The organism is Pseudonocardia nigra, from assembly GCF_019396355.1.
Lineage (GTDB): Bacteria > Actinomycetota > Actinomycetes > Mycobacteriales > Pseudonocardiaceae > Pseudonocardia > Pseudonocardia nigra.
On sequence record NZ_JAHKRK010000104.1, the window covers coordinates 1 to 25,238 of the forward strand.

General features: G+C 74.7%; 20 protein-coding genes and 3 pseudogenes. 11 read left to right on the plus strand and 12 right to left on the minus strand.

Annotated features, from left to right (window positions below):
- Positions 1–84 precede the first annotated feature (84 nt).
- Together KME75_RS23180 and KME75_RS23185 are read right to left on the minus strand one after the other, a co-directional pair.
- Positions 85–327, minus strand: a complete 243-nt coding sequence (locus tag KME75_RS23180) for an acyl carrier protein (RefSeq protein WP_219416983.1) — start codon at positions 325–327, stop codon at positions 85–87.
- Positions 328–422: 95 nt separating this feature from the next.
- Positions 423–1,205 (minus strand): hypothetical protein, encoded by a 783-nt coding sequence (locus tag KME75_RS23185; protein ID WP_219416984.1) that lies wholly within the window; start codon positions 1,203–1,205, stop codon positions 423–425.
- A gap of 75 nt (positions 1,206–1,280) precedes the next feature.
- On the opposite strand from KME75_RS23185, the gene KME75_RS23190 reads away from it, so the two are divergent.
- From KME75_RS23190 to KME75_RS23200, 3 genes are read left to right on the plus strand one after another with little or no spacing between them, the layout of a single operon-like run.
- Positions 1,281–2,993 (plus strand): carbon starvation CstA family protein, encoded by a 1,713-nt coding sequence (locus KME75_RS23190; protein WP_219416985.1) that lies wholly within the window; start codon positions 1,281–1,283, stop codon positions 2,991–2,993.
- Positions 2,990–3,265: a cory-CC-star protein gene (locus KME75_RS23195; RefSeq protein WP_219416986.1), complete on the plus strand. Its 276-nt coding sequence runs from the start codon at positions 2,990–2,992 to the stop codon at positions 3,263–3,265. The genes KME75_RS23190 and KME75_RS23195 overlap by 4 nt, the downstream gene beginning before the upstream one ends.
- Positions 3,262–4,185 (plus strand): ArsA family ATPase, encoded by a 924-nt coding sequence (locus KME75_RS23200; protein WP_246632667.1) that lies wholly within the window; start codon positions 3,262–3,264, stop codon positions 4,183–4,185. Before KME75_RS23195 ends, KME75_RS23200 begins: the two co-directional genes overlap by 4 nt.
- Before the next feature lie 142 nt (positions 4,186–4,327).
- Here the strand turns inward: KME75_RS23200 and KME75_RS46060 are convergent, their stop codons facing one another.
- The 5 genes from KME75_RS46060 to KME75_RS23225 form a co-directional block, all read right to left on the minus strand.
- Positions 4,328–7,000, minus strand: a complete 2,673-nt coding sequence (locus KME75_RS46060; protein WP_219416987.1) for a helix-turn-helix transcriptional regulator — start codon at positions 6,998–7,000, stop codon at positions 4,328–4,330.
- Between the two features lie 77 nt (positions 7,001–7,077).
- Positions 7,078–7,704: a class F sortase gene (locus KME75_RS23210; RefSeq protein WP_308283010.1), complete on the minus strand. Its 627-nt coding sequence runs from the start codon at positions 7,702–7,704 to the stop codon at positions 7,078–7,080.
- Complete coding sequence (locus tag KME75_RS23215; RefSeq protein ID WP_219416989.1) at positions 7,701–8,540, minus strand: DUF4397 domain-containing protein; 840 nt, start codon at positions 8,538–8,540, stop codon at positions 7,701–7,703. The genes KME75_RS23210 and KME75_RS23215 overlap by 4 nt, the downstream gene beginning before the upstream one ends.
- Positions 8,537–11,551, minus strand: a complete 3,015-nt coding sequence (locus KME75_RS23220; protein WP_219416990.1) for a zinc metalloprotease — start codon at positions 11,549–11,551, stop codon at positions 8,537–8,539. Before KME75_RS23220 ends, KME75_RS23215 begins: the two co-directional genes overlap by 4 nt.
- A gap of 123 nt (positions 11,552–11,674) precedes the next feature.
- Positions 11,675–12,187: a hypothetical protein gene (locus tag KME75_RS23225; protein WP_219416991.1), complete on the minus strand. Its 513-nt coding sequence runs from the start codon at positions 12,185–12,187 to the stop codon at positions 11,675–11,677.
- Positions 12,188–12,460: 273 nt separating this feature from the next.
- On the opposite strand from KME75_RS23225, the pseudogene KME75_RS23230 reads away from it, so the two are divergent.
- A pseudogene (locus tag KME75_RS23230) lies at positions 12,461–13,749 on the plus strand (D-arabinono-1,4-lactone oxidase).
- A pseudogene (locus KME75_RS23235) lies at positions 13,746–14,594 on the plus strand (type III PLP-dependent enzyme domain-containing protein); the annotation flags it as partial. The pseudogenes KME75_RS23230 and KME75_RS23235, both read left to right, overlap by 4 nt.
- 42 nt (positions 14,595–14,636) lie before the next feature.
- Here the strand turns inward: KME75_RS23235 and KME75_RS23240 are convergent.
- Together KME75_RS23240 and KME75_RS23245 are read right to left on the minus strand one after the other, a co-directional pair.
- Entirely contained in the window at positions 14,637–15,092 is a 456-nt protein-coding gene (locus KME75_RS23240; RefSeq protein WP_219416993.1) for an STAS domain-containing protein, read from the minus strand.
- Between the two features lie 120 nt (positions 15,093–15,212).
- Positions 15,213–15,956 carry an IspD/TarI family cytidylyltransferase gene (locus tag KME75_RS23245; protein ID WP_308283011.1) on the minus strand — a complete coding sequence of 248 codons (744 nt, stop codon included), beginning with the start codon at positions 15,954–15,956 and terminating at the stop codon, positions 15,213–15,215.
- A gap of 498 nt (positions 15,957–16,454) precedes the next feature.
- Between KME75_RS23245 and KME75_RS43540 the strand changes: the two genes are divergently transcribed.
- Positions 16,455–18,206 (plus strand): LCP family protein, encoded by a 1,752-nt coding sequence (locus tag KME75_RS43540; protein ID WP_219416995.1) that lies wholly within the window; start codon positions 16,455–16,457, stop codon positions 18,204–18,206.
- 922 nt (positions 18,207–19,128) lie between these two features.
- Here KME75_RS43540 and KME75_RS23255 read toward each other — a convergent pair.
- From KME75_RS23255 to KME75_RS46070, 3 genes and pseudogenes are all read right to left on the minus strand, one after another.
- Positions 19,129–19,809, minus strand: a complete 681-nt coding sequence (locus KME75_RS23255) for a response regulator (RefSeq protein ID WP_219416996.1) — start codon at positions 19,807–19,809, stop codon at positions 19,129–19,131.
- Complete coding sequence (locus tag KME75_RS46065) at positions 19,806–20,027, minus strand: ATP-binding protein (protein ID WP_308283012.1); 222 nt, start codon at positions 20,025–20,027, stop codon at positions 19,806–19,808. The genes KME75_RS23255 and KME75_RS46065 overlap by 4 nt, the downstream gene beginning before the upstream one ends.
- 494 nt (positions 20,028–20,521) lie before the next feature.
- Positions 20,522–21,445, minus strand: a pseudogene (locus KME75_RS46070) (PAS domain-containing protein); the annotation flags it as partial.
- A gap of 33 nt (positions 21,446–21,478) precedes the next feature.
- Between KME75_RS46070 and KME75_RS23265 the strand changes: the two are divergent.
- From KME75_RS23265 to KME75_RS43550, 5 genes are all read left to right on the plus strand, one after another.
- On the plus strand, positions 21,479–22,801 hold the full coding sequence (locus KME75_RS23265) for a cation:dicarboxylate symporter family transporter (protein WP_308283013.1): 1,323 nt from the start codon (positions 21,479–21,481) through the stop codon (positions 22,799–22,801).
- Positions 22,802–22,825: 24 nt separating this feature from the next.
- Positions 22,826–23,683, plus strand: coding sequence for an SMP-30/gluconolactonase/LRE family protein (locus tag KME75_RS23270; protein ID WP_219416998.1), 858 nt, complete (start codon positions 22,826–22,828; stop codon positions 23,681–23,683).
- A 106-nt stretch (positions 23,684–23,789) separates the two neighbouring features.
- Positions 23,790–24,101, plus strand: a complete 312-nt coding sequence (gene mihF / locus KME75_RS23275; RefSeq protein WP_219416999.1) for an integration host factor, actinobacterial type — start codon at positions 23,790–23,792, stop codon at positions 24,099–24,101.
- Positions 24,102–24,167: 66 nt separating this feature from the next.
- A complete protein-coding gene (locus KME75_RS43545; protein ID WP_308283014.1) occupies positions 24,168–24,746 on the plus strand; it encodes an alpha/beta fold hydrolase in 579 nt (192 codons plus the stop codon).
- Entirely contained in the window at positions 24,743–25,048 is a 306-nt protein-coding gene (locus KME75_RS43550; protein ID WP_246632668.1) for an alpha/beta fold hydrolase, read from the plus strand. The genes KME75_RS43545 and KME75_RS43550 overlap by 4 nt, the downstream gene beginning before the upstream one ends.
- Positions 25,049–25,238: the final 190 nt, after the last annotated feature.

The window sequence follows — 25,238 nt, forward strand, 5'->3', positions numbered from 1 at the left end:
TCAATGCCGTCGACGAGGTCGTCGCCCGCCATCGCGCGGAGCATGTCGTGCGAAAGTGCCGTTCGCGCACTCGGCGCGCGGGTGTCAGGTGACGGCGGGGCCCGACTCCGAGGAGCCGCTCAGCTCCTTGAGGAACTTGTGGCACTGCTCGGCGCGCTCCGAGTCCTCCTTCATCACCTTCCGGAAGAAGTCGGCGATGTCGGAGCGACCCGCGTTGTCCGCGTCGCGCACGTACTGCCCGTAGTCGTGGCCCGCCTTGAGCGAGTGGTACTGCACGGAGATCAGGTCGAAGCTCACGTCGTCGAAGCCGGTCTCACCGGTCGCCATCGGGTCCTCCTCGTCGGATCGTCCATCGGTTGGTTCCGCACGAGGCGTACCCGCGCGCCTCCGGCCGAACCGCCCGCCCGGCGATTGCGGTGGGGTCACGACCTCCACTCGGCCGCGGCGATCCCGCGCCGGCAGCCGCGTTCGAACGCACGGCTCCGGCGCAGCCGCTGCAGCAGCCGCAGCGGGGCCGGGTCGAGGCCGGGGCGCCCGTCCCGGGCGCCCACGTCGAGCCGGTCGCCGCACAGTTGACCGCGGACGCCCCAGCTCTCCCACCGCTCCCGATCCGGGGAGAAGTCGTGGCCGTGTGCGAGCACCGGCCCACCGTCCCCGCGCAGCGGCGCCGCGGCACGGAGCGGGACCGCCGGGAGCGACCAGTCGTCCGCGGCCGCCACGTCGAGCCGCAGCCCCGTCCCGTCGTCGCGGACGAGCAGCGCGTCGCGACCGGCGTCCCGGCGGGCCGGGACCTCCTGCACCCGGTCGACCCGGTCCAGCCGGACGACGGCGCGGGCCACGTACCACCAGTTCTCCCGGCGCAGCAGGATCGAGTCGGCGAGCGCCCGCGACGGCGGGTACTTGCGCAGCTCCTGCGTCAGCAACGCCTCCCCGAGCGCGTCCACCCGCTCGACGGCGACCCGGCCGATCGCCGCGACGCCGTCGGCCTCGCCGGGCAGCGCCCGGGCGTCGGTGACGGCGAACGCGACCGCGGCGGCACCCGCCAGCGACGGCAGGAGGGCGGCCCGGTCGAACGTGAGCGCCACGCACGGGACGGGCCCGTCCAGCAGGGGGACCGCGGTGATCGCATACGGCGTTCCGCCCGCGTCGACCCACGCCACGTCCGCGCTGGTGGCGCGCCCCCAGAGCCGGACGAACTTCTCCACTCGCCAACCCTCCTCGCCCCCTGTTAACGTCCGCCGATCCAGTGATGCTCGCCACGTTCACCGGGGAGTGTGCCGATGCCCGCCATTGTCGTCGCCATCGCGGTGCTCGCCGTCTTCGCGCTGGGCTACCGCTACTACTCCGACTACCTCGCCCGCAAGGTGTTCGCCCTCGATCCGGCCTACGCGACGCCTGCACACACGATGACCGACGGCGTCGACTTCGTGCCGACCAACAAGCACGTCCTGTTCGGTCACCACTTCACCTCGGTCGCGGGCGCGGCGCCGATCGTCGGCCCGGCCATCGCGGTGTTCTGGGGCTGGGGTCCCGCGCTCGCGTGGGTGGTGCTGGGCACCATCTTCGCGGCGGGCGTGCACGACTTCGGTTCGCTCGTCGTGTCGGTGCGCCACGAGGCGAAGAGCATCGGCACGCTCGCCAAGGAAGTGATCAACAAGCGCGCCCGCACGCTGTTCCTGCTGATCATCTTCTTCCTGCTCACGCTGGTCAACGCCGTGTTCGCCGTGGTGATCGGGAACCTGTTCGTGGCCAACCCCGGCGCGGTGCTGCCGATCATCCTGGAGATCCCGCTCGCGATCGGCATCGGGCAGTACATCTATCGCACCCGCTCGCCCGCGCTGATCCCGTCGATCGTCGGCGTGCTCGTCCTGTACGTCACGATCCCGCTCGGGCAGCTGCTGCCGATCTCGCTGGCCCCCATCGCCGATGCGCTCGGGATCGCGCCTGAGCGCAACCTCTGGGTCGTCCTGCTGTTCGCGTACACGTTCGTCGCGGCGCGGCTGCCCGTCTGGCTGCTGCTGCAGCCCCGCGACTACATCAACTCCCACCAGCTGTTCATCGCGCTCGCGATCATCATGCTGGGCATCGCCGTCGGGATGAACACGATCGTCGCCCCGGTCCTCAACGACACCCCGCCCGGGTCGCCGCACTGGTTCCCGTTCCTGTTCATCACGATCGCGTGCGGGGCGATATCCGGGTTCCACAGCCTCGTGTCGTCCGGCACCACCTCCAAGCAGCTCGACAAGGAGACCGACGCCCGCTACGTGGGCTACATGGGCGCGGTCGGCGAGGGCTCGCTCGCGCTGGGGTCGATCCTGGCCTGCACCGCGGGCGTGGCCGCAACCCAGGTGGACTGGAACGCGCTCTACGCCGACTTCTCCACCGCCTCCGGCGGGGCGAGGGGGAACTTCGTCGACGGCATCGCGGTCTTCGCCGGGAACCTCGGGGTGCCGCTGAGCCTCGGCACGATCTTCGCGGCCGTCGTCGTCATCAGCTTCGCCGCCACCACGATGGACACCGGTGTGCGACTGCAGCGCTACATCGTCCAGGAGATCGCCGAGATCTCCGGGGCCACCAGGATCGCCCGCAACGCCACCGTGGCCACGACGATCGCGGTGGTCGTGCCGCTGGCCATGGCGCTGCTGCCCGGCGGCGGCGAAGCCGGCTACACGTTCGGCGTGCTGTGGCAGCTGTTCGGCACCACCAACCAGCTCACCGCGGGCCTCGCGCTGGCCGTGATCGCCGTGTGGGTCACGCGCAACCGGCGCAACCCGGTGGCAGTGCTCGTCCCGCTGGTGTTCCTGCTGGTGATGACCACCTGGGCACTGATCCTCAACCTGATCAACTTCGCGCAGGAGGGCCAGTGGGTGCTGGCCCCGCTGGACGCGATCATCTTCGTGCTCGCCGTCTGGTTGATCGTGGAGGCGGCACTCGCCCTGCGGGACGCGCGCCGCAACCCGGTGCCGAGCGACGAGGGCGCACCGCGAACGTGACGGGGCTCGGGCGGCGGCTGGCCGCGGGCTGGCGGGCCGTCGAGCGGTTCCACGACGAGCTGTTCGTGGTGCCGTGGCGGCGGTCGGTCGCCCGCGAGGTGCGCCGACAGGAGGACACCCTGCGCACGCTCGTGCTGCTGGAGAGCCTCGGGGTGGACAACCCCGTCGCCTACGACACGCTCGACCTCGTGCCGTACCTGGTGGCGGACCTGCACGACTGGCACCGGCGGATGGGCCGCGCGGAGTTCGGCGACGCGAGCGTCTGCTGTTGACCGCCGCAACGCTGCGGTTCCTCGGCGGCAAGGGCGGTGTCGGGAAGACGACGCTCGCAGCGGCGCTCGCGCTGCGCGACGCCGGCCGCGGGCTCCGCACGCTCGTCGTGTCGACGGACCCGGCGCACTCCCTGGGCGACGTGCTGGAGATCGGGCTGGGCGACGCCCCGCGCGCCGTGGCGCCCAGGCTGTGGGCCGCGGAGATCAGCGGCGAGGCGCAGGCCGCCCGGCGGGTCGAACAGATCGTGGCCGACGCGGCGGACGCCGTGCCCCGCGAGGTCCTGCCCGCGGTGCGCACGCACCTGGAGCGGGCCGTGGCGAGCCCGGGCACGGTCGAGGCCGCGCTGCTGGACCGGCTCACGGAGCTGGTGGAGCAGGTGTCGGGCGCGTTCGACCGGCTGGTGGTCGACAGCGCCCCCACCGGTCACATGCTGCGGCTGCTCACCCTGCCCGACCTCGTCACGCCGTGGATCGAGGGACTCGCCCGGCGCCGCGAGCGCTCCCGCGACGCCGACCGGATGTTCGCGGGCATGCTCGGGCACCGGGCCGACGACCCCGACCCGCTGCTCGAGCGGCTGCACGCCCGCCGGGACCGGATGGCGGGCCTGCGCGCCCGGCTGCGCGCCGACGCCGCCGTGCACCTCGTCGTCGTGCCGGAACGGCTGGTGTGGGCCGAGACCGTGCGGGCCGTGGACGCGCTCACCGCCGCCGGGATCCCACTCGGTGCCCCGCTGGTCAACCGGGTCGTCCCCGCAGACGCGACGGGCCTGCTCGCCACCGCCCGGGCCGCCCAGGACGAGGTGCTGACCGCCGTCCGCGCCCGCCTCGGCGCCGCGGTGGAGATCCCGCTGCTCGCCGGCGGCCCGGCCGGGGCGGACGCCCTCGCCGGCCTCGCCGCGCTCCTCGCGGACGTCGGCTGAGCGCAGCCGTCGAGGGCGACTCACCTGGCAGTTCCGGGCGACTCGCGCGCATCCCGCGAGTCGCCCGTTTCGGACACGCGAGTCACCCAATCCCGACACGCGAGTCGCCCGTTTTCCGCGCGCGAGTCGCCCGGTTCCGCCGTCAGGACGCGCGTTCGCGGCCGGGGGCGGGCGGCATCAGCTCGCTGAGCTCCGACCGGCTGTTGATCCCCAGCTTCGCGTAGGCGTGGGCCAGGTGGGCCTCGACGGTGCGGACCGACAGGACGAGCCGCCGTGCGATGGCGGCGTTGGTCAGCCCGCTCGCCACCAGCCGTGCCACCTCCTCCTCCCGGACGGTGAGCCGTGGCGGGGTGAGCCGGTCGAGGGCCGGGGTGGCCGGTGCGTCGCACGCCTGGGCCAGCCGGGCGGCCGCGGTGCTCGACAGCGCGGCCCGGCGCCGGTCCCCCGCCCGCTGGTGCGCGCCCGCCGCCGTCGCGGCCGCGTCCGCCGCCACCAGATGCGCCCCCATCTCCTCGAACCGGGCCGAGACCCGGTCCAGCCGGGCCCCGGAGTCGGCCAGCACCGCTTCGGCGTGGTCGGCCCACGCGAGCACCAACCGGTTGCCCGTGTGGCCCGCGAGCTCGCGGAGGCGACGGGCCGCGGCGGCCGGCCTGCCCAGCTGGACGGCGCCGTGCAGCAGCTCGGCCTCCACCGCCCACTCGCCGCGGGTCGCGGCCCGCTCGGCCGCGGCGATCAGGCGCGCCGCGCCGGCGCTCGGCTCGGTGACCGCCGCCGCGTGCCAGGCGTGCGCGAGCTGCACCGGCGCCGTCGATGCCGCGGGTGCGGTCGCCGCGAGCAGGTCGGCGGCGTCCGCGGGATCGCGCAGCAGCGCACGCGCCGTGGCCAGCTCCGCGGCGCAGAGCGGGAGGAGGCCCGCCGGGTCGCGCCGGCGCAGCCCCGCCATCGCCTCGGTGAGCCAGCGCACCGCAGCGCGCAGCTTGCCGACCGCCGAGGCGGCGCACCCGAGGTGGTAGGCGGCGATCGCGTCGCCCGCCCAGTCGGGCGCCGCCATGCTCTGTTCGTGCAGCGCTGCTGCCCGCCGTTCCATCTCCCGGAACCGCCCGGCGAGCCGCAGCGCGAGCAGCTCGGCGTGCGCGACGGCCAACCGGACGAACGTCACGTCGCCCTCGGTGGGGACGCCCGCGACCCCGCCCCACCCCTGGGCAGCCACGTCCACGGCCTCGCTCGCCCGGCCCGTGACCGCGAGGCTCGCGGCCACCGCGGCGGCCGCGAGCGCGCGTGCGCAGCCCCGGCAGGGGTCGGGGGCGCCGTCGCCCGGTTCCGGCCGGGTGCCCCGCTCGGCCGCGCGGTGGATCGGTTCCGCCAGCTCGAGCGCGCGCCGCGGGTCACCGGCGAGCACCGCGAGCACGGCGCGCGCCGCGGTGGCCGCCTCCCGGGCCCGCTCGTCGGCAAGGGTCTCCACGGCGTCGGACAGGACGGCGTCGGCCTCGGCCTCGCGCCCCAGCCGGCGGGCCAGGTTCACCGCCCGCAGTACCGCCAGGCGCGCGCGGTCGGGGTCGGCCATGGCCAGGGGCGCGGCCCGGACGGTCAGTTCCTCGACCTCGGCGGGCCGGTCCTGCCAGCGCAGGGCCTCGAGCAGGGCCAGGTGCGCGCCGATGCCGGCGCCCCGCTCGACGGCGACGCGGGCGAGCCGCTCGGCGAGGCCGTGGTCGAGCACCCCGTTGGCCCGCCAGGCGGCCTCGGTGACCAGGTCACCGTCGAGCTCCGGGCCCACCGTCTCGAGCGTGAGGCTGCTGGTGCGCAGCAGATCCTCGTGTGAGGGCGGCCGGGCCGTGCCGTTGGCGAGGCTGCTGCGGATCCGGCCCGCGGTCGCCCCGGGCATCGCGCGCCGCACCACCTCGGCGTGCATCGGATGGGCCGTCCGCGCCCGGCCGTCGGGGTCGACGACCAGCAGGCCGCGCCGCTCCAGTGCCTCGACGGCGTCGGGATCGGTCAGGGCCACCAGCCGCGTCAGGTCGATCGGCTCGCCGATGGCGAGCACCTCGAGTGCGGCACGCTCTCCCGGATCCGGGACGGCGAGCTGCGCGCGCACGATGTCGACCAGGCGTGGCGGCGGCACGATCTCCCCGTCCCAGCGCCACAGGCCGCCTGCTGCGCTCAGCCGGCCGGTCTCCCGCCCGCCTTCCACGAGCTCACGCAGGAACAGCGGGTTGCCGCGTGCGAGCCGCCAGAGCCGCTCCAACGTCCGCGTGTCGACGTCGCCGCCCAGGCCGGCGGCGACCAGCCGGTCCGCGTCCGCCCTGGCCAGGGCCTGCAGCTCCACCCGGGTCGCGAGGCCGTCCTTCCACAGCGCGGCCAGGGGGTCGGGGCTGCTGCTCCCGCCGCCGCGTGTGGTGACGACGAGGGCGACCTGCCCGGCGGTGGCCAACTGGTGCAGCAGGGTCAGCGACAGGTCGTCGAGCAGGTGCGCGTCGTCGACCGCCAGAAGCACCGGCTGCGGCCCCGCGGTGAGCGCGGACATGGCCCGCCGCAGCAGCGTGAACGCATCCGCGGAGTCGCGGGCGTCCGACGCCGGCACGAGGTGCGCCAGGGCGCCCAACGGGATCCGCGCCGCAGCGGCCGTCCCCGCCGCCCGGTGCGTGATCCGGCCGGCCTCCGCGGCGAGCCCGACGGCCTCGCGGACGAGCCGGGTGCGCCCGACGCCCGGACCGCCGCCGGTGACCACGACGCTGCGGGGCGCGTCCGTCGTGACGAGCTCGGCGAGCAGTGCCCGTTCGCCGTCCCGTCCGATCAGCGGCCAACCGTCGGCCGTCACGTGTCGTCACCACAATCACCTAGCGTAACCACTGGTGCCCCTTCGGAGTAGTGCGTCCCCTTGGGCATCCGCAGCAGTCAGCCGGATGGTTCGGTCGAATCGCCGACGAGTTCGGCGCGCACGATCACGTTGGAGCGGTAGTGGCCCACGTTCCTGTCGAACTCGCCGCCACAGGTGACCAGCCACAGCTCCGGCACCGGGGTGGGGCCGTAGACCCGCTGCGTCGGGAAGCTGTCCTTGCCCACCGACTCCACCGCGAGCACGCGGAACCGCACGACACCGTCCGTGCGCACGACCTCCACCTCGTCCCCCGGGCGGAGGTCGGCGAGCCGGTAGAACACCGCGGGCCCGGAGCGGGAGTCGACGTGGCCCGCGATCACGGCGGGGCCGACCTCGCCGGGAACCGTGCCCGCAACGTGCCAGCCCGCGACATCGGGCGACCCCGGCGGCACGAGCACCCCGGCAGCATCGACGGCGAGCGGCTCCAGCGCGCTGTCGACACCGAGCCGCGGGATCCGGACGGCGAACGGCGTCGCGCGCTGCTCCGGCACAGTGGCCGCGGCGGCCGGCGCGGGAGCGGGTGAGCCGGCGACGGCGGCCGGCGCGACGGCGTCCGGGCGCGCCTCCGCGCCGGTGCCGCATCCGGCGCCGCCCAGGAGCACGCCCGCCCCGAGCACCGCGGCGAGCACTCGCCGCCTGCTCACCGGGACGACGCGCGCCGCAGCCGCCCGACGAGCGCAGCAGCCGCCACGGCCGCGGCAGCGAGGAGCAGCCATTCGAGGCCGCCCCAGCCGCCCGCGGTGCCGCCGAAGCCCGTGTGGATCCCGCCGAGCGGAACCGCGGGCGCGCCGGCGCTGTCGAGGTGCAACTGTGCGGTCAGCCGTCCGCCCGTGTCGAGCAGCAGCACCGTGTACACGGCGTTCGCGGCGACGTCGACGGGCAGGCTCGTCGGCGCGCCGCCGCCGGGGGTGCTGACGTTCACGGTCCACGAACCGATCGGCACGGTGCGGTAGCCGCTGCTCTCCGCGAACCCGACGCCCTCGGCGATGACCGGGCCGCCCGCGACGGCGAGGTCGACCTGCGGGGCCGTCGCAGCCGCGTTGATCACCCGGAGCCGGGCCTGGCCGGGCTCGGGCATCGTGAGGTCGTCGACGAGCACGGTGAGGCCGAGCTCGTCGTAGAGCCCGGTGCCGGCCACGGTGTAGGCCTCACCCGGCTCGGTCGTCAGGGTTGTGGCGATCACGGGAGGGGCGTCGGCGGGCGCGCCCGCCGAGCGCATCGCCACGGTGTAGGTGCCGGCGGGCAGCGAGCGGTAGTCCGAGACGGCCCCGTAGCCGACGCCCTCCAGCGTGAACGACCGCGCGGGGTCGTCGACGGCGGTGAGGTAGACGTCCACGTTCGGCGTGTCCGGGGACAGGTGCGCGAGCCGCAGGAACGACGGTCCGCCCTGGGCCGTCGCGGCGGCCGCTGCGCCCGGCACGCCGAGCACGAGGGCCACGACCAGACAGCAGAGCGCGGGACCGAGGCGGCGGAGGGTCATCGGGGCTCCCACGGGGTCGGGTACTGCACGATCAGGACGTCCCCTGCCGGCTCGACGGCGCCGGGACGGTAGGGCGGTTGCTGCCCGCGCAGCCAGCGCTGCACGAGCTCGGTGGCGTTCGGCGCGGTCGCGGGTGCCCCGTCGACGGTGTCGATCAGGACGGTGCGCCGCGGCGCATCGGCGGGCTCGCCGGGCACCGCGGGGAACTCGGCGATCCCCAACCGGTGCGCCGACGCCAGCCCGGACAGGACGGTGACGAGGCGGAGGTCCACGTCGCCGGCGAGCAGGGCCTGCCGGGCGGGTTCGGTGAGCGTCAGCGCCGGGTTGCCGGCCAGCAGGGCGCCCAGGCGCTCGCGCTCGGCGGCGTCGTCCGGACCGCCCGCGGAGCCGTCGGTCGCGCCCGGGAGCCGCACCGACACCGGTCCGCCCCCCGGGCCGTGCGGGAACTCCGCGAGGAGGCGGCCGGCCGGGTCGGCGACGGTGGCCCCCGGCCGGGACACGTGCACCACGGCCGCGCCGGGCGGCACCTGCCCGTCCGCCGGCAGCAGCCGGTCGGGGGCGATCCCGTCGCGCCGCAGCTGCGCCGTGGTCAGCGCGTCGGCGTGCACCGGAACCCCGGGGGCGAGCTGCGTGCGGATCCAGCCGGCGAGTGCGCCCCGCTCCGGGTCGAGCGCCGACGCCGCCAGCACCACCGGGACGGACGTGGCGAGGCCCGCCACCAGGACGGCCGCCAGCACCCGACGCAGGACGGGGGCCGGGTCGGGCCTGCCGTGCCGCCCGCCCGTCGCCCGTTTGCGCGCGGTGAGGCGGTGCAGCATCGCCGCGGCCAGCACGGCGAGCGCGGGGACGGCGAGCAGCAGCACGGTGGTGGACCGCGGCCCGGGCACGGCCGCCACGAGCAGCAGCGCCGCCACGCCCGTGGCGACCGCGCGGACCGGGGGCAGCCGGTACCAGGCGAACCCGACGACCACGGCGCCGGCGAGGAGCAGACCGATCAGCACCGCGATGGGCGGGGTACCGGCTCCACCTGCGGAGATCCCGACGCCCACCGCGACGAACGCGGCGCCTGCGGCGGCCATCGCGGCGAGCACGTAGCGGCCGCGGCGGGGGAAGGACGTGGCGAGCTGCCCGCTCAGGATGCCGTGGGCGGTGAAGGCGAGCAGGCCCGTCGCGGCGACCGGCGCGGTGAGGACGGCGGCGACGGCGGCGGCGTACGCACCTGCGGTGGCGCCGCGCCCGCGGCCGGCCAGCACCACGGCGACGGCGAGCCAGACCGCCGCGACCGCACCGGGGTCGACCGCGGCGTGCAGCGCGACCCCCGGGGCGGTGAGCCCACTCAGCGCCACTGCCACGCCCGCCGCCGGGGCGGGCAGCCCGAGCCTGCGGGACACCGGCCACAGCAGCAGGCTCGCCAGCACGCCGAACACGACCATCACGGCGCGGACGGCGTCGATCACGGTGTGCTGCCCCACGTCGGCGAGCAGCGCCTGCACGGCGGCGATCTGCTGGGCGGCGAGAGCCTCGAACCAGCTCCCGTCCACCACCCCGGCCACGCGGGCGGCGATGAGCGCCTCCGCCGCGGTGGCCGTCCGCTGGTCGACCCCGGCCAGCGCCAGCAGCCCGACCAGCAGCACCGGCACCGTCACCACGGCCAGCACGCGGCCCGGCCGGGACGTCGTCTTCGGGGGGCGCTTGCGCGGCGGGAGCAGCGGCTTGGCCAGGCGGCGCAGCAGGAGCCCGAGGATCAGCGCGACGCCCAGCACCGGCAGCAGGAGCAGGAACACCTGCACGACCGACAGCACCGCAGTCGCCGTGGCCGACTCGCGCACCGCGGAGGCTCCGGCGGCCAGGTGGCCCTGCAGCGTCACCCACAGCGCGGGGAGCACCTGCGGCGCCAGCACCAGGAACGAGACGAGGAAGAACGCGAGGAACGGCACCACGAACAGGACCCAGGCCACGATGGTGCGGCGCACGGCGGGCTTCAGCTGGGCCGCGCGCGGGTCGGGCTTCCCGCCCGGGAACACGCTCTTGAGCACCGGCACCAGGAACGTGAACAGGTCCGGCACGCCGATGAGGTCGCTGAGGATGTAGTAGCCGTCGAGGCGGATCGAGGGCAGGAACTGCCGCACCGTCTCCACGTGCAGCGCGATGATCGCGACGAGCAGCCAGGGCGCGGCGGTGGCCAGGTACGCGGCGCTGAGGCCGGCGATGAAGACGGCGTTGAAGTAGACGCCGCCGAGGTCGGTGCGCAGCCGACCGGCGCGCGAGAGGCGGTAGGTGTCGGTGACCGTGCTGTAGAACGCGGGCCACACGATGTAGATGCCCACGCCCATCGGGCCGGGACGGGCGCCGCCGTAGCGGCATGCCGACACGTGCCCGAACTCGTGGAACACACCGGACAACAGGATCGTGCCGAGGACGAGCAGGGTCAGCGCGGGCCGGTCGACGATCGCGAGCGCGCTCGACACGACGGCGTCGGCACCGCCGGTCGCGAGGATCGCGACGTCGAGCGCGAGGAACGCGGTCAGCAGCACAGCGACCACGACGGGGGGGTGCAGCGGCCGGAAGACCCCCGCGATCGCCCAGGAGACGCGCTCGGGCACCACCGGCAGCCGGTGGCGGAGCATCAGCAGGTGGTCGGAGCGCTGCTGCAGGGTGGAGGCGTCGTCGCCGTCGTCGTCGGCCTCGCTGCCGGCGACGAGCCCGGCGGGCCGCAGCTTCGTGTCGATGAGCGACGCCACCTGCTCCGCCGTCACGTCCCGGTCGAGCTCTGCGCTGAGCCGGCCGGCGAGATCGGCCGGGGTGCGGCGTCCGTCCAGGGCCTCCGCCAGACGGTAGAGCAGCTCCGAGAGCTGCACGACCTGACCGTCGCTGCGGGAGATCACGTACTTGGGCTCGCGGTAGCCCGAGCCCTGGTACGAGCCGAGGAGCTCGACCCCCTCGGCGAGCCGGGGGGTGTCCGGTCCGTCGGCCGGATCGGCCGCCGGGTCGAGAACCGCGTGCGTACTCACAACTCCCCTATATCCGATCCGACAGTTTGGGCAAACGTGCTACGGAGGGGCGGCCGGAATTCCCGGCCACCCCTCCGTATTTCACACTTCGACGGAGGTCAGCTCCGCGATGTCAACAGCAGCTCAGCTGCCGCTGCTGCCACCGTCGCCACCCTCGCCACCCTCGCCACCCTCGCCACCGTCGCCACCGGAGGCGTCGCCACCGTCGCCGCCGTCGGCATACGCGTAGGCGTCGCCGCCGTCACCGGCGTCGGCGTCCTGGTCGATGTCGCCCTCGCTGTCGCCGTACATCGAGAAGTTGTTCAGGAACGCGACGTTGTAGGCGTCGCCGCCGTCGCCGCCCTCGGCGTAGGCATCGGCGTCGCCGCCGTCGGCCTCGCCACCGTCGCCACCCTCGCCACCTTCGCCGCCTTCGCCGCCTTCGCCGCCGTCGCCACCCTCGCTGTCACCACTGTCCTCGTCCTCGTCCTCCTCCTCCTCGTCCTCGTCCTCCTCCTCCTCGTCCTCGTCCTCGTCCTCGTCCTCCCACTCGTCGTGGTCGTCCCAGTCCTTGCCACCCCAGCAGGTGAGCAGGGTGCGCGCCGGGAGCAGCTCGAGGTGCTCCTCGTGCTCGATGTGGATCCGCGTGTCGGTCATTTGTCCCTCCAATGGGTCAAGACCCCAGGCCGTGCTGCGTCGGAAAATGCGATGCACATTCTTCGAGCACCAGAGGTCGGCGAGTCCGGCCGATCAGCTCCGAACCGGACGCCCTCAATGTTGCTCACCTCGGGGCAAACAAGCAAACGGCAGCGCTGCGTACATTTCAAGCACATTAACTACCTAGGTTCGACCCGCTACTACGTACGTTACGGCTCGGGGCTACGTAGATCGGCCGTTGTCCTGCGCGGTCCGAGCTGGGTTACTGAGCGGATGAGGTGGACGAACTGGGCGGGCGACGAGCACTGCACGCCGGCCGTCGTGGCGCGGCCGCGCTCGGTCGAGGAGCTGGTCGCCGCGGTGCAGGACGCGACGGCCGCCGGCCGGATCGTCCGCCTCGCGGGAGCGGGTCACTCCTTCGGGGATCTGGTGGCCACGGACGGCGTGCTGCTCGACCTCGACAGGCTCGCCGACGTCCTCACCGTGGACCGGGCCGCCGGCCTGGTGCGGGTCGGGGCAGGTATCCGGCTGCACGCGCTCGACGCCGCGCTCGACGCGCTCGGTCTCGCGCTGCCCAACCTCGGCGACATCGACCGCCAGAGCGTCGCCGGCGCGATCTCGACGGCGACCCACGGCACCGGGATTCGGCTCGGCAACCTGGCGACGCAGGTGGCCGAGCTGGAACTCGTGCTCGCGGACGGGACCGTGCTCCGCTGCACGGGCGATTCGGACGATCTACGCGCGGCGCGGGTCGCGGTCGGCGCGCTCGGCGTCATCGCCGCGGTCACGCTGCGCGTCGTGCCGGCGTTCGCGCTGCGCGCCGAGGACCGGGCACACCCGCTCGCCGCGACCCTCGCCCGGCTCGACGAGCACGTGGAGGGGGCCGACCACTTCGAGTTCTACGTCTTCCCGCACAGCGACCGCGCGCTGACGCGCACCAACCGGTGCACGTCGGCACCCCCGGCGCCCGCAGGCAGGCTGCGCACCTGGGTGGACGAGGAGCTGGTGCCCAACCGCATCCTCGACGCCGTCTGCCGCCTCGGGCGCCGCAGGCCGGCCGCGATCCCGCGGCTCAACCGGCTCGTCGCCGCCGCGTTCCCGGCGCGGGTGCGCACCGACGTGAGCCACCGGGTCTTCACGAGCCCGCGGCACGTCCGGTTCACCGAGATGGAGTGGGCCCTGCCGCGGGCGGCCTGCGCGCCCGTCGCCACGGCGGTCCAGCGCGCGGCCGAGCGGCACGCGGTCAACTTCCCCGTCGAGGTGCGCTTCGTCGCCGCCGACGAGGCGGCGTTCCTCAGCCCGTCGTGGGCGCGGGAGACGGCCTACGTCGCCGTGCACGCTACACGCGGATGCCGTGGGAGCCGTACTTCCGCGAGGTGCAGGACATCGCGCTCGCCCACGACGGGCGCCCGCACTGGGGCAAACGCCACCTGCTCGACGCAGCCGCGCTGGCCCCGCGCTACCCGGAGTGGGCCCGCTTCCAGGCGGTGCGGGCCCGTCTGGACCCCGGCGGCCGCTTCACCAACGCCCACGTGGCCCGTGTGCTGGGGCCGGTCGGATGAGCCCGCGATCCGGCGACACCTGCCGCCTGGAGGCTGACACCGCCGACCTCGACCCGCCGTTCGCCGCGCTCGACGTCGAGGCCCTGCGCGCCAACGCCGCCGACCTCGTCCGCCGGGCGGCCGGGACGCCGATCCGGGTGCTGAGCAAGTCCGTGCGCTGCCGGGCGGTGCTGCGCGAGGTGCTGGCCGTCGACGGGTTCGCGCGCATCCTCGCCTACACGCTGCCGGAGGCACTGTGGCTGGCCGCCGAGTTCCCCGACGTCGTGGTCGGCTACCCCACGGCCGACCGGGCCGCGCTGCGTCTGCTCGGCGGCCGCGTGCACCTGGGCCCGCGGCGGTCGCCCGCACACACGACCGATCAGGCGCGCGACCTCGCCCGGGCGGTGCTCGGGCGGCACGGGTTCCGGCTCGTCGGGCTCATGTCCTACGAGGGGCAGATCGCCGGCCTCGGCGACGCCGTCCCCGGCAACCCGGTGCGCCGCGCCGCGTTGCGGGCGATGCAGCGGGCGTCCGCGGCGGAGCTGGCCGAGCGCCGCGCCACCGTGGTCACGGCGGTGGGCGCGCTCGCGCCACTGGAGTTCGTCAACGGCGGCGGCACCGGCAGCGTCGAGCGGACCGCAGCAGAACCCGCCGTCACCGAGGTGGCCGCCGGGTCCGGGCTGTACGGGCCCACGCTCTTCGACCACTACCGCGCCTTCCAGCCGCGTCCGGCGGCGCTCTTCGCGCTGCCGGTGGTGCGGGTACCCGCGCCGGGGATCGTCACCGTGCTCGGCGGCGGCTGGGTGGCATCGGGCCCCGCGGGCCGCGACCGCCTGCCGGTACCGGTGGCGCCACCGGGCCTTCGGGGCGAGGGCCGCGCGTTCCTCTGAGTCACTCCCCCGTCCGGCTCACGCCCCCAGCGACGACGACTCGGGAGACGGCGGGCACGGCAGGCCGAAGCGGCTGCGCGGCCCGCCCGCGATCGCCGGGACCGTCGGCCTGCCGACGAGCTCGGCCTGGGCCTGCTCGACCGTCGCGAACGTCGAGAACTGCGCGAGGGCACCGGTGATGCGGATCGGCAGCAGCGCCTCCCGGGCGCTGAGCCCCGCCAGGTGGACGCGGACGCCCACCTCCTGGGCGGTGTCGCGGGCCCGCACGAGCGCGTCGAAGTCGTCGGTGGCGAAGAACCGGACGTCCCCGAGGTCGATCACGATGTGCCCCGCGCACCCGGGACGGGCGAGCTGGGCCTCGACCACGCATGCCAGGCGGGCCACGGTCACCCCGTCCAGCACCCCGGCCATCCGGACGACGCGGAAACGGGGGCCGAAGATCTCCACCGAGAGCTGCGCCTGGTCGAACCGCACCTTCCCACCTCCCGCGGGGCGTCGTACAGGCCCGGCATGATCGCCGGGCCTGCCGTTCCGGCGAAAGGAGGACTACCCGTTCGGAGGGTCCCCGACACATGTTCGGCCGTTCAGGACCGTTCAGGACGGCTCCGGGGCGGGCGATGCGGCCGAGCGGGTCACGACGGCCTCGGCGACCCGCAGATCGTGCGCGTACGTGATCTTGAAGTTGCGTCCGTCCGCCGGGACCCACCGAACCGGGACGTCGGGGGCGAACCGCGCCATGCACGAGGCCGTGTCGGTGCCGGCGAAGCCGCGGGCGGCGGCCTCCTCGTAGGCGGCCAGCAGCGGAGCCGCCCGGAAGCCCTGCGGGGTCTGCACTGCCACCAGCCCGTCCGGCGCCGGCCCGCCCAGGCCCGCCCCGTCCGGCCCGGCCGCCGCGAGGTCGTCGCGGGGCAACCCGGGCACGGCCCCTCCGCAGTCCCGCGCCGCACGCAGCACCTCCGCGACGAGCCCGCGCCCGGCGAACGGCCGCGCACCGTCGTGGATGAGCACGGTGTCGACGGCGCCGGCCGTGATGCGGCCGGCGAGCCGCCGCAGGCCCGCGAGCTCGGACTCCTGGCGGGTCGCACCCCCGGTGACGATCTCCACGCCGGCCGGACGCAGCCCGCCGTCGAGTACCTCCGCCGCGAGGTCGCGGTCGTCGGCGCGGACGACGAGCACGACGGGTCCGAACTCGGCCATCCCGGTGAACGTCTCGAGCGACCACGCGAGCACCGGCCGCCCGGCTAGCGGGAGGTACACCTTGTTCCGTCCGGCGCCGACACGGGTGCCGCTGCCGCCCGCGAGGACAATTGCGGCGGCGGTCGGGGCCGGTTCGTGCACCGCGCCAGTGCAGCGGGGCATGGGCACGGCGTCAAGACGACGCGGCCGGGACGGTGGAACAACGGGACCGACGGAACGAATCCGCGTGTCCGGATTACTCCGCGTGTTCGTTTGACGTCCGAATGTGCCGATTCGGCCGGCAGCGGCGGTGAAACGGAAAACGGTACGACAGCTTCATCGCAGCCCGCACGCGGGCGGGTCGAGATTGCTGCGGAAGCGATCCGTATGGTCGGGCCCCTGGCCGGGTCCCGGGCCGACGACGACGTCACCGGGCCGGGTGCCGACATGCTCCGATCGGACAATTGACGAGACGGGCATCGGGTCGCCCGTCACTCGCAGTAGGCTCCGTCCGGTCCTGGTGGTTGTCGACATTCGGGGTGGAAGGGGGACGTCGTGAGCGACGACGGTGGGCGTCTCCCCTCGCGCGCACGTCCGCTGCCTCCGCCGCCGCCCCGGCACCACTCCCAGCCGCGCCGCCCGCTCCCCCCGCGACGACCGGTGCCGTTCAGCGACGCGCCCACCCGGCCCGTCCCCGCGCGCAGGCCGGCCCGGCCGCGCGAGCCCGAGCCGCCCACGCGTCCCGTTCCGCGCACCCCCGCGCGGGAGCCACGCGAGCCTCGGGAGCCCCGCAAGCCCGCCGTCGTCACCCGGCCTCGTCCCCCCACACCGGACCAGCCCGGCGCGGAGCAGAAGGTCGCCGAGAAGAAGACCACCGAGCCCGCCGGTACGAGCCACCGGGCGCGACGCGAGGGCCGCTCCCCCCGCTCGCTGGGCAGCGCACTGCTCACCACGGCCGCGGCGACGGTCGCACCCGGCGCGGGCCACCTGATGCTCGCCCGCCGCCGCACCGGCGCCGCGATCCTCGGCGTGTTCCTGCTGATCGTCGCCGCGCTGGTGGCGATCGCGCTGAACGTCCGCCAGTCCGACCTGCTGGGGAAGCTGCTCTCCACCGACGTGCTGGTCTGGGGCGCGATCGGCTGCATCGCGGCCGCGCTGGCCTGGATGGCCGTCATCGTCCGCACCTATCTGCTGGCGCGGCCCAAGGGGCTCGACACAGGCAGGCAGGCCGTCGGGGTCGCCGTCGTGGCGGCCCTGTGCCTGGTTGTGGCGGCCCCGTTGGGGTTCGGCGCCAACCTCGCCAACTCCCAGCGCAACTTGCTGAACTCGCTGTTCGCGGGCGGCGGGGGCACCGCGGCGGCCGAGGCGATCGCGAAGCCACGGCTGAACGTCCTGCTCGTCGGCAGCGACGCCGGCCCGGACCGCGCCGGGGCGCGCACCGACACGATGATGGTGGCGAGCATCGACACCCGGACCGGCCGCACGATCCTCTTCGGGCTGCCGCGCAACATCGGGTACGCGCAGTTCCCGCCGGACTCGCCGATGGCCGAGGAGTTCCCCCGCGGCTTCCACGACCCGTCCGACCCCACCTCCGGCGACTACCTGCTCAACGCCATCTACGCCTACGGCCTGGCCTACCCCGAGCTCGCACCGGAAGGGCCCACCGCCGACCCCGGGCTGAACCTGCTGCACCAGACCGTCTCGTACATGCTCGGGCTGCAGCTGGACTACTACGTCGAGGTCAACATGGCGGGCTTCGCCTCGATCATCGACGCGATGGGCGGGCTCACCGTCGACGTCGGCCCGGACCGGATCCCGATCGGCGGCATCACCCCGAGTGGCCGGCTCGTCGAGCCCGACCGCTACATCGAGCCGGGCGTGCAGCAGCTCTCCGGCGAGGACGCGCTCGCGTTCGCGCGCTCCCGCACCGGCACCACCGACTACGCGCGGATGGGCAGGCAGCGCTGCCTGCTGCAGAACATCCTCAACCAGGCGAGCCCCACCGACCTGCTCGCCAACTTTCAGCAGATCGCGGCGGCCACCACGAACACCGTGGCCACCAACATCCCGCAGGAAGTCCTGCCCGCGCTCGCGTCACTCGCGAGCGACGCCGACGGGCTGTCGCTCGAGAGCATCGCGTTCGACCCGAACCTGCCCGACCCGGAGGAGCCGGACGGCCGGTTCGACACCGGGCGGCCGAACTTCCCGTACATGCGGGAGGTCGTCCAGGACGCCGTCAACCGGCCCGCCGCGCCGGCCCCGGCCACCGCGGCACCCGCCGCGCCGGAGGCGCCCACCGAGCCGCGCGCCGCACCTGGGACGGACACCGACACGGGGTCGGGCACGGGCACGGGGGACGAGGCGCCGCCCGCCGACCAGGCCGCGCCGGAGTCGCTCGCGGCGTCCTGCTGACCGAACAGATCCTGATCGACATGATCTGCGGCCGGAGCTCGGTCGCGCTCGCGCTCGATGGCGGGACCCCGCTGCCGGTTCAGAAGGGCGGCGGATCGGTGTCGGTTCCGGCGCGGTGATCGGGGCTGCCGGGTGGGAGCCACGGGTCGGTGCGGGCGTGCGTCGGCCGCGGCGGGGCTGGTGTCGCCGTACTGCTCGCGGCCGTCGGTGGTGGAGGCGGCCGCTCGGGCCGGTAGTCGTGAGGCTCGGGTCGACGGCGATCACCGCCCGAGCGAGCGCGGCCCGGAGTTGGGCCAGAGTCTGCTTCGGGGCGCGGGCGAGCACTCGGTCCTGCACCGCGGTGGCCTGCCCCGGGCTGAGGTATCGGGTGGCGTCGCAGATGGCGCGGACCTTGGGCTGGTCGATCAGCCCGTACTCCCATACCTGCCGCGCGCCCGCCAACTCGGCTTCGAGCCGCACGGACTCGCACAGCCGGGCCTTCGCAGTCCCGCGGGACAGGCGCAGCGCCACCCCGACCTCGTCCGGGGCGTAGCGGCTCAGCCCGGAAGCCTTGTCGGCCATCGCGAGGTCGCGCGCGTCGCCGGGGCGGCGGCGCGCGAACTCCGCCGGCAACCGCGCCTGCCGAGCCTGCGCCCACGCCGCCAACCGGTCGAACCCGATGATCCCGTCGATCAGGCTCGCATCCGACATGACCGCCGGATCGGCCGTGGAGTCCAGATCGATGGCGAGCAGCCCCGAGGGGCGCACCCGCGCCAGCGTGAAGTCGGCGACCGGCTCGGCATCCATGCCGGGCTGCCACCCGACCACGCCGTCCTCGGTCGGCGCGGGCAGATCCAGGGCCTCCGCCGGCAGCGACTCCAGGAACTCGAGGAACGAGGCGATGACCGACCGGCGGACGGTGGAGGACCGCGTTCGGCCGCCGCTACCCCCGCCAGCGGTACTCCGTCTGCGGCCTGCCCGCGCCGCCGTAGCGGGCGTGCCGTTCGCAGAGCCCGGTCTCGGCCAGGTACTCCAGGTAGCGCCGAGCCGTCACCCGGGAGGCGCCGAGCGCCTCGGCGACCTCGGCCGCCGTGACGCCTGCGGGCCGCGCCGCGGTCAGCTCGCGCGTCACGGCGTCGAGCGACTCGCGGCTCACGCCCTTCGGCAGCCCGCCCGCTTCGACGCCGCCGCCGCGGAGGCTGCCGAACAGGTCGTCGACGTCGTCCTGCGCGACCACCGGGCCGGCCTCCAGCCGGGAGCGGTACTCGAGGTAGCCCTCCAGCTTGCCGCGCACCGCACCGGCCGTGAACGGCTTGACCAGGTACTGGGTGGCCCCGAAGGCGATCGCCGCCTGCACGACCGTGAGGTCGCGGGCCCGCGTCACCATGATCACGTCGGTGGTGTGCCCGGCGGCCCGCATCCGGCGCAGGACCTCCAGGCCGGTCGTGTCGGGTAGGTGGACGTCGAGCAGCACGAGGTCGACGGGCGTGGCCGCGAGCGTGCGCAGGGCGGCGGCCCCGGTGCCGGCGTTCGCCGCCGTCGTGAACCCGCGGACGCGTTCGACGTAGGCCGCGATCGCCTCCGCGGCCACCGGGTCGTCCTCCACGACCAGCACGCGGATCACGTGCGCACCCGCGGCAGGTGCACCGCGAACACGGCGCCGTCGGTCCCCGCAGCCACCTCGACCCGCCCGCCGTGGCGCTGCACCGCCTGCCGGACGAGCGCCAGCCCGAGGCCGCGGCCGGGCCCGTCGCCGTGCGACTTGGTGCTCCAGCCCCGCTCGAACGCCCGTGCGGCGTCGTCGGCGCCGAGCCCCGGGCCGCTGTCGGCGACCTCGAGCACGCCTCGTCCGCGGCGAGCCGGGCCCCGATGCGGACCCAGCGCGGCGCGGGCGCCTCCAGCGCGGCGTCGACGGCGTTGTCGAGCAGGTTCCCGACGATCGTGACGAGGTCGCGCGGATCGGCGAGCCCCGCGGGCACCACCGTGGCGTCCGCGACCTGCAGCTCGACCCCCCGCTCTCGCGCCTGCGCCGCCTTTCCGATGACCAGGGCGGCGAGCTCCGGGACCGCGATTCCGGCGAGGACCGCGTCGGTGAGGTCCTGCGCGGCGGCCAGCTCCCGGTTGGCGAACTCCAGCGCCTGCTCACCGCGGCCCAGCTCGATCAGCGAGATGACGGTGTGCAGCTGGTTCGCGGCCTCGTGCGCCTGGGCCCCGAGGGAGTCGGCGAACCCGCGGACGGTCTGCAGCTCGTCGACCAGCGCCCGCAGCTCGGTGTGGTCGCGCAAGGTCACCACCGTGCCGAGATGCCTGCCCGCCCACCGCGCCGGCGCCTGGTTCACGACCACGATCCGGTCCGCCGTCAGATGGATCTCGTCGGCCCGGGTCTCCCGCGCGGCCAGCGCGGACCCCAGCTCGGCGGGCAGCCCGAGCTCCGCGACCCCGCGCCCCACCGCGTCCGGCGGCAGCCCGAGCAGCCGCTGCGCCTCGTCGTTCACCAGCTGCACCCGCCCGCCGCGGTCGAGCAGCAGGAGCCCCTCCCGCACCGCGTGCAGCACCGCGTCGTAGTACTCGTACATCCGCGACAGCTCGGCCGGGCCCAGGTCGTGCGTGGTGCGCCGCAGCCACCTGCTCACCAGCCAGGAACCGGCCCCCGCGAGCCCCAGTGCGACGGCCGCGGCGCCGAGCAGCAGCGGGAGCTGCCGTTCCAGCTCCCGCGACACCTTCGTGACCGTGCGCCCGACCGACACGAGCGCGACCACGCGCCCGTCGTCGAGCACCGGGACGACCGCACGCACCGACGGACCGAGCGTGCCCGTGTAGGTCTCGGTGAACCGCTGCTCCCCGCGCGCCGCCGGGCCGATCGTGCCGCGGAACGTCCGGCCGATCTCGGCCGGGTCGGGGTGGGAGAACCGCACGCCCTCCGGCGTCATGACGACCACGAAGTCGGTGGCCGTCTCACGGCGCACCCGCTCGGCGAGCGGCTGCAGGACCGCGGCGGGATCGGGGTCGTCGAGTGCGGCCACGACCGCCGGGGACACGGCGAGCGTGTGCGCGATCCCGAGCATCTCCTCGGCCGTCGCCTCCTCGTTCGCCTCGTCGAACCGCAGGTACGCCGCCACCGTGACGCCCACCAGCACGACCGCCACGAGCGCCGCCTGGAGCGCGAACAGCTGCCGCGCCAGGCTCCACCGGCTCACCTTGGGCACGCGACACCGTACGAAATGAACGAAAGGGTGGGCCACGGCCGGACCGGACAGCATCCTGCCGGGGCGACGTCGCTCCTGGGAGGGTCTGTGAAAAAGGACCGGACGCACTACCTCTACGTCACCGTGATCGCGGCCGTCGTCGCGGGGATCACGGTGGGGCTGGTGGCCCCCGAGGTCGGGAAGGCCCTCAAACCACTCGGCACCGCCTTCGTCGCCCTCATCAAGATGATGATCTCGCCGGTCATCTTCTGCACGATCGTGCTGGGTATCGGCTCGATCCGCCAGGCGGCCAAGGTCGGCAAGGTCGGTGGGCTCGCGCTCGGTTACTTCCTCGCGATGTCCACGGCGGCGCTGGCGATCGGCCTGGTCGTCGGCAACCTGCTGCACCCCGGCGAGGGCCTGATCATCTCCGGGGTCGGGGGCGAAGTGCCCGACGCCGAGGCGGAGTCGACCACCGAGTTCCTGCTCGGGATCATCCCGACCACGCTGTTCTCCCCGCTCGTGGGCGACAGCGTGCTGCAGACGCTGTTCGTGGCCCTGTTCGTCGGGTTCGCCGTGCAGGCGCTGGGCCGCTCCGGCGAGCCGATCCTGCGCGGGGTCAAGCACGTCGAGCGGCTCGTCTTCCGGGTGCTCGCAATGATCATGTGGGCGGCGCCCGTCGGCGCGTTCGGCGCGATCGCCGCCGTCGTCGGCGAGACCGGCTGGTCGGCGCTCGCCGCGCTGTTCCAGATCATGCTCGGCTTCTACATCACCTGCGCCCTGTTCGTGTTCGGCGTGCTCGGCCTCGTGCTGAAGCTCGGCGCGGGGATCAACATCTTCTCGCTGCTGCGCTACCTCGGCCGCGAGTTCCTGCTGATCGTCTCCACCTCGTCGTCGGAGTCGGCGCTGCCGCGGCTGATCGCGAAGATGGAGCACCTGGGCGTGTCCCGGCCGGTCGTCGGCATCACGGTGCCCACCGGCTACTCGTTCAACCTCGACGGCACCGCGATCTACCTGACCATGGCGTCGCTGTTCATCGCCGAGGCCATGGGCAGCCCGCTGTCGATCGGCGAGCAGATCTCCCTGCTGCTCTTCATGGTCATCGCCTCGAAGGGGGCCGCCGGGGTCACCGGCGCCGGCCTGGCGACCCTGGCGGGCGGCCTGGGCTCGCACCGCCCCGACCTGGTGGACGGCGTCGGGCTCATCGTCGGCATCGACCGGTTCATGTCCGAGGCCCGCGCCGTCACCAACTTCGCCGGCAACGCCGTGGCCACCGCCCTGATCGGCAGCTGGGTCGGCGAGCTCGACCGGGACAAGGCCGGGCGGGTGCTGAGTGGGGCCGACCCGTTCGACGAGGCGACGATGCTCGACTCCGACCACGACGACGCTGCGCCCGCCCCCGTGAAGGAGCAGGCCGCCGCGCAGGCCTGAGCCCGGGGCGGGATGCTGGGCGCCATGACGTCCACGATCGTTGCCGAGCAGGTCACCCCGCCCGTCGCCGAGCACGGCGAGGGCCCGGTGTGGGACGCACGGACCGGCGAGCTCGCGTCCGTCGACATGCACAAGGGTGACCTGCTCACCGTCGACCGCAACGGCACGGTGCGGCGCAGGCACGTCGGCGAGCTGCTCGCCGCGCTGCGCCCGCGCACCGCGGGCGGGTGGGTGCTCGCACTCGCCCGCGGCTTCGCCCTGCTGGACGAGGGCGCCGAGCAGCCGCGCGACCTGGGCGACCTGTGGCCGGAGCGGGACGTGCGGATGAACGACGGCGGCTGCGACCCCGAGGGCGCCTTCTGGTGCGGGTCGATGGCCACCGACAGCGCACCCGGCCGCGGGGCGCTCTACCGGCTCGCCCCCGACGGCACGGTCACCACCATGATCACCGGGGTCTCCGTCTCGAACGGGCTGCACTGGACGCCCGACGGGTCGCACGCCTACTACGTCGACTCCGGGCCGGGCACGATCGACGTGCTGACCATCGACTACGCCACCCCGGCGATCGCGGAGCGGCGGCGGTTCCGCACGCTGTCCGACGCCACCCCGGACGGGCTCACCGTCGACGCGGAGGGCGGCGTCTGGGTGGCGATGTGGGGCGGATCGGCGGTTCGCCGCTACGCGCCCGACGGCGAGCTCACGGCCGTGGTCGAGGTGCCCACCACCCACCCCACCTCGTGCGCGTTCGGCGGGCCCGACCTCGACGAGCTGTGGATCACGTCCTCGACGCAGGGAGCGGGCGCTCAGGACGATCGGGCCGGGGCGCTGTACCGCTGCCGCCCCGGGGTAACCGGACTGCAGCCGCTGTCCTACGGCGGCTGAACCGGGGGGCGCCCGCGTGGCGCTGCGCCGTTCTGTCAGGCTGGACCGTGAAGATGACCTGCGTAACACCCCGGCCGGGGTGGACGCATGGAGAGGAGAAGACGAGATGGCACTGCCCACCCTCACGCCAGAGCAGCGCGCCGAGGCCCTCAAGAAGGCCGCCGCCGCGCGCACCGCCCGCAAGGAGCTGCGCGACAAGATCGCCCGCGGCGAGGAGACGATCCCCGCGGTGCTCGACCGGGCGAAGTCCGACGCAGTGGTCGGCAAGACCAAGGTGGCCGACCTGCTCAAGAGCCTGCCCGGCTACGGCCCCGCCAAGGTCAACGCGCTGCTGGAGCAGACCGGCATCGACGCGTCCCGCCGCGCAGCAGGGCTCGGCGAGCGGCAGCGCCAGGCGCTGCTCGACGCTCTGAAGTGACACTCCGCCGTCCGGTCCCCGGCCCCGTGCCGGGACCGGGCGGGGGCGTGCGGCACGCTGGGCGGCGTGGAATGTTACGTCGACGTCGCCCCGGGTGTCCGCCTCTGGGCCGAGGAGATCCCCGCAACGGGCGCATCCCCCGGTGAGCCGCTGCTGCTCGTGATGGGCGCCGGGGCGTCGGGGGTCGCGTGGCCGGACGACCTGGTCGCGCTGCTCGCCGAGCGGCACCGGGTGATCCGGTACGACCACCGCGACACCGGGCGGTCCACGACCGCGTTCGACGACGACGAGCCGTATTCCATCACCGAACTCGCCGCCGACGCGATCGCGGTCCTCGACGCGTTCGACGTTCCGGTGGCGCACGTCGTCGGGATGTCGATGGGCGGCCTGCTCGTGCAGCTGATGCTGCTCGACCACCCCGAGCGCATCGCGTCGGCCACGGTGTTCTGCACGGGGCCGCTCCCGGCGGCGGCCGGCCCCGAGCTGCCGGGCCCGGAGCCGGCGCTGCTGCGCCTGTGGGGCGAGCTGGACGACCCGCGCGACCACGAGGGCGAAGTCGCCTGGCGTGTGGAGCACTGGCGGCTGCTCAACGCACCGGCACCCCCTTCGACGCGCACGAGTTCCGTGCGCTCGAGGAGCGGGTGATCGCGCACAGCGGCCGGCACGACCCGGTCACCGCGCACGCCCGCATGGACACCACCGGGATCGACCGCGGCGCCGAGCTGCCCGGCGTCGCGGTACCCACGCTGGTGATCGAGGCCCCGGAGGACCCGGCCTACCCGCCGCCGAACTCCGGGCACCTGTCCCGCGCGCTGGGCTGCGGGCGGATGGTGCGCATCCCTGGGATGGGCCACGCGATCAACCGCACCGTGATCCCGCCGCTCGCGGCCGCGATCCTGACCCAGACCACGCAGACGACGCCGGCGGCGAGCGGCTGCGCGGGCTGAGTCCGCGCGCGACCTCACCCGCTCCGTTGCAGCAAAGCCACTTTCACGCCAGCTGGTTGCGTCAAAGTGGCTGTCAGGAGAATCGACCGCAGCCTATGAGGCCTTGGCGAGTGTGACCTCGTATCCGAGGTCTTGGAGTGCCTTGAGGTGGCGGTCGCGGCGACGGTCGGGGCTGTCGTGGCGGCGGAGG

Bases quoted from the DNA above. Each gene is read 5' to 3' on its own strand.
- KME75_RS23215 (WP_219416989.1), bottom strand. From the start codon at position 8,540: ATGACCCTCCGCCGCCTCGGTCCCGCGCTCTGCTGTCTGGTCGTGGCC.
- KME75_RS23190 (WP_219416985.1), top strand. From the start codon at position 1,281: ATGCCCGCCATTGTCGTCGCCATCGCGGTGCTCGCCGTCTTCGCGCTG.
- KME75_RS23270 (WP_219416998.1), top strand. From the start codon at position 22,826: ATGACGTCCACGATCGTTGCCGAGCAGGTCACCCCGCCCGTCGCCGAG.
- KME75_RS23225 (WP_219416991.1), bottom strand. From the start codon at position 12,187: ATGACCGACACGCGGATCCACATCGAGCACGAGGAGCACCTCGAGCTG.
- KME75_RS23180 (WP_219416983.1), bottom strand. From the start codon at position 327: ATGGCGACCGGTGAGACCGGCTTCGACGACGTGAGCTTCGACCTGATC.
- mihF (WP_219416999.1), top strand. From the start codon at position 23,790: ATGGCACTGCCCACCCTCACGCCAGAGCAGCGCGCCGAGGCCCTCAAG.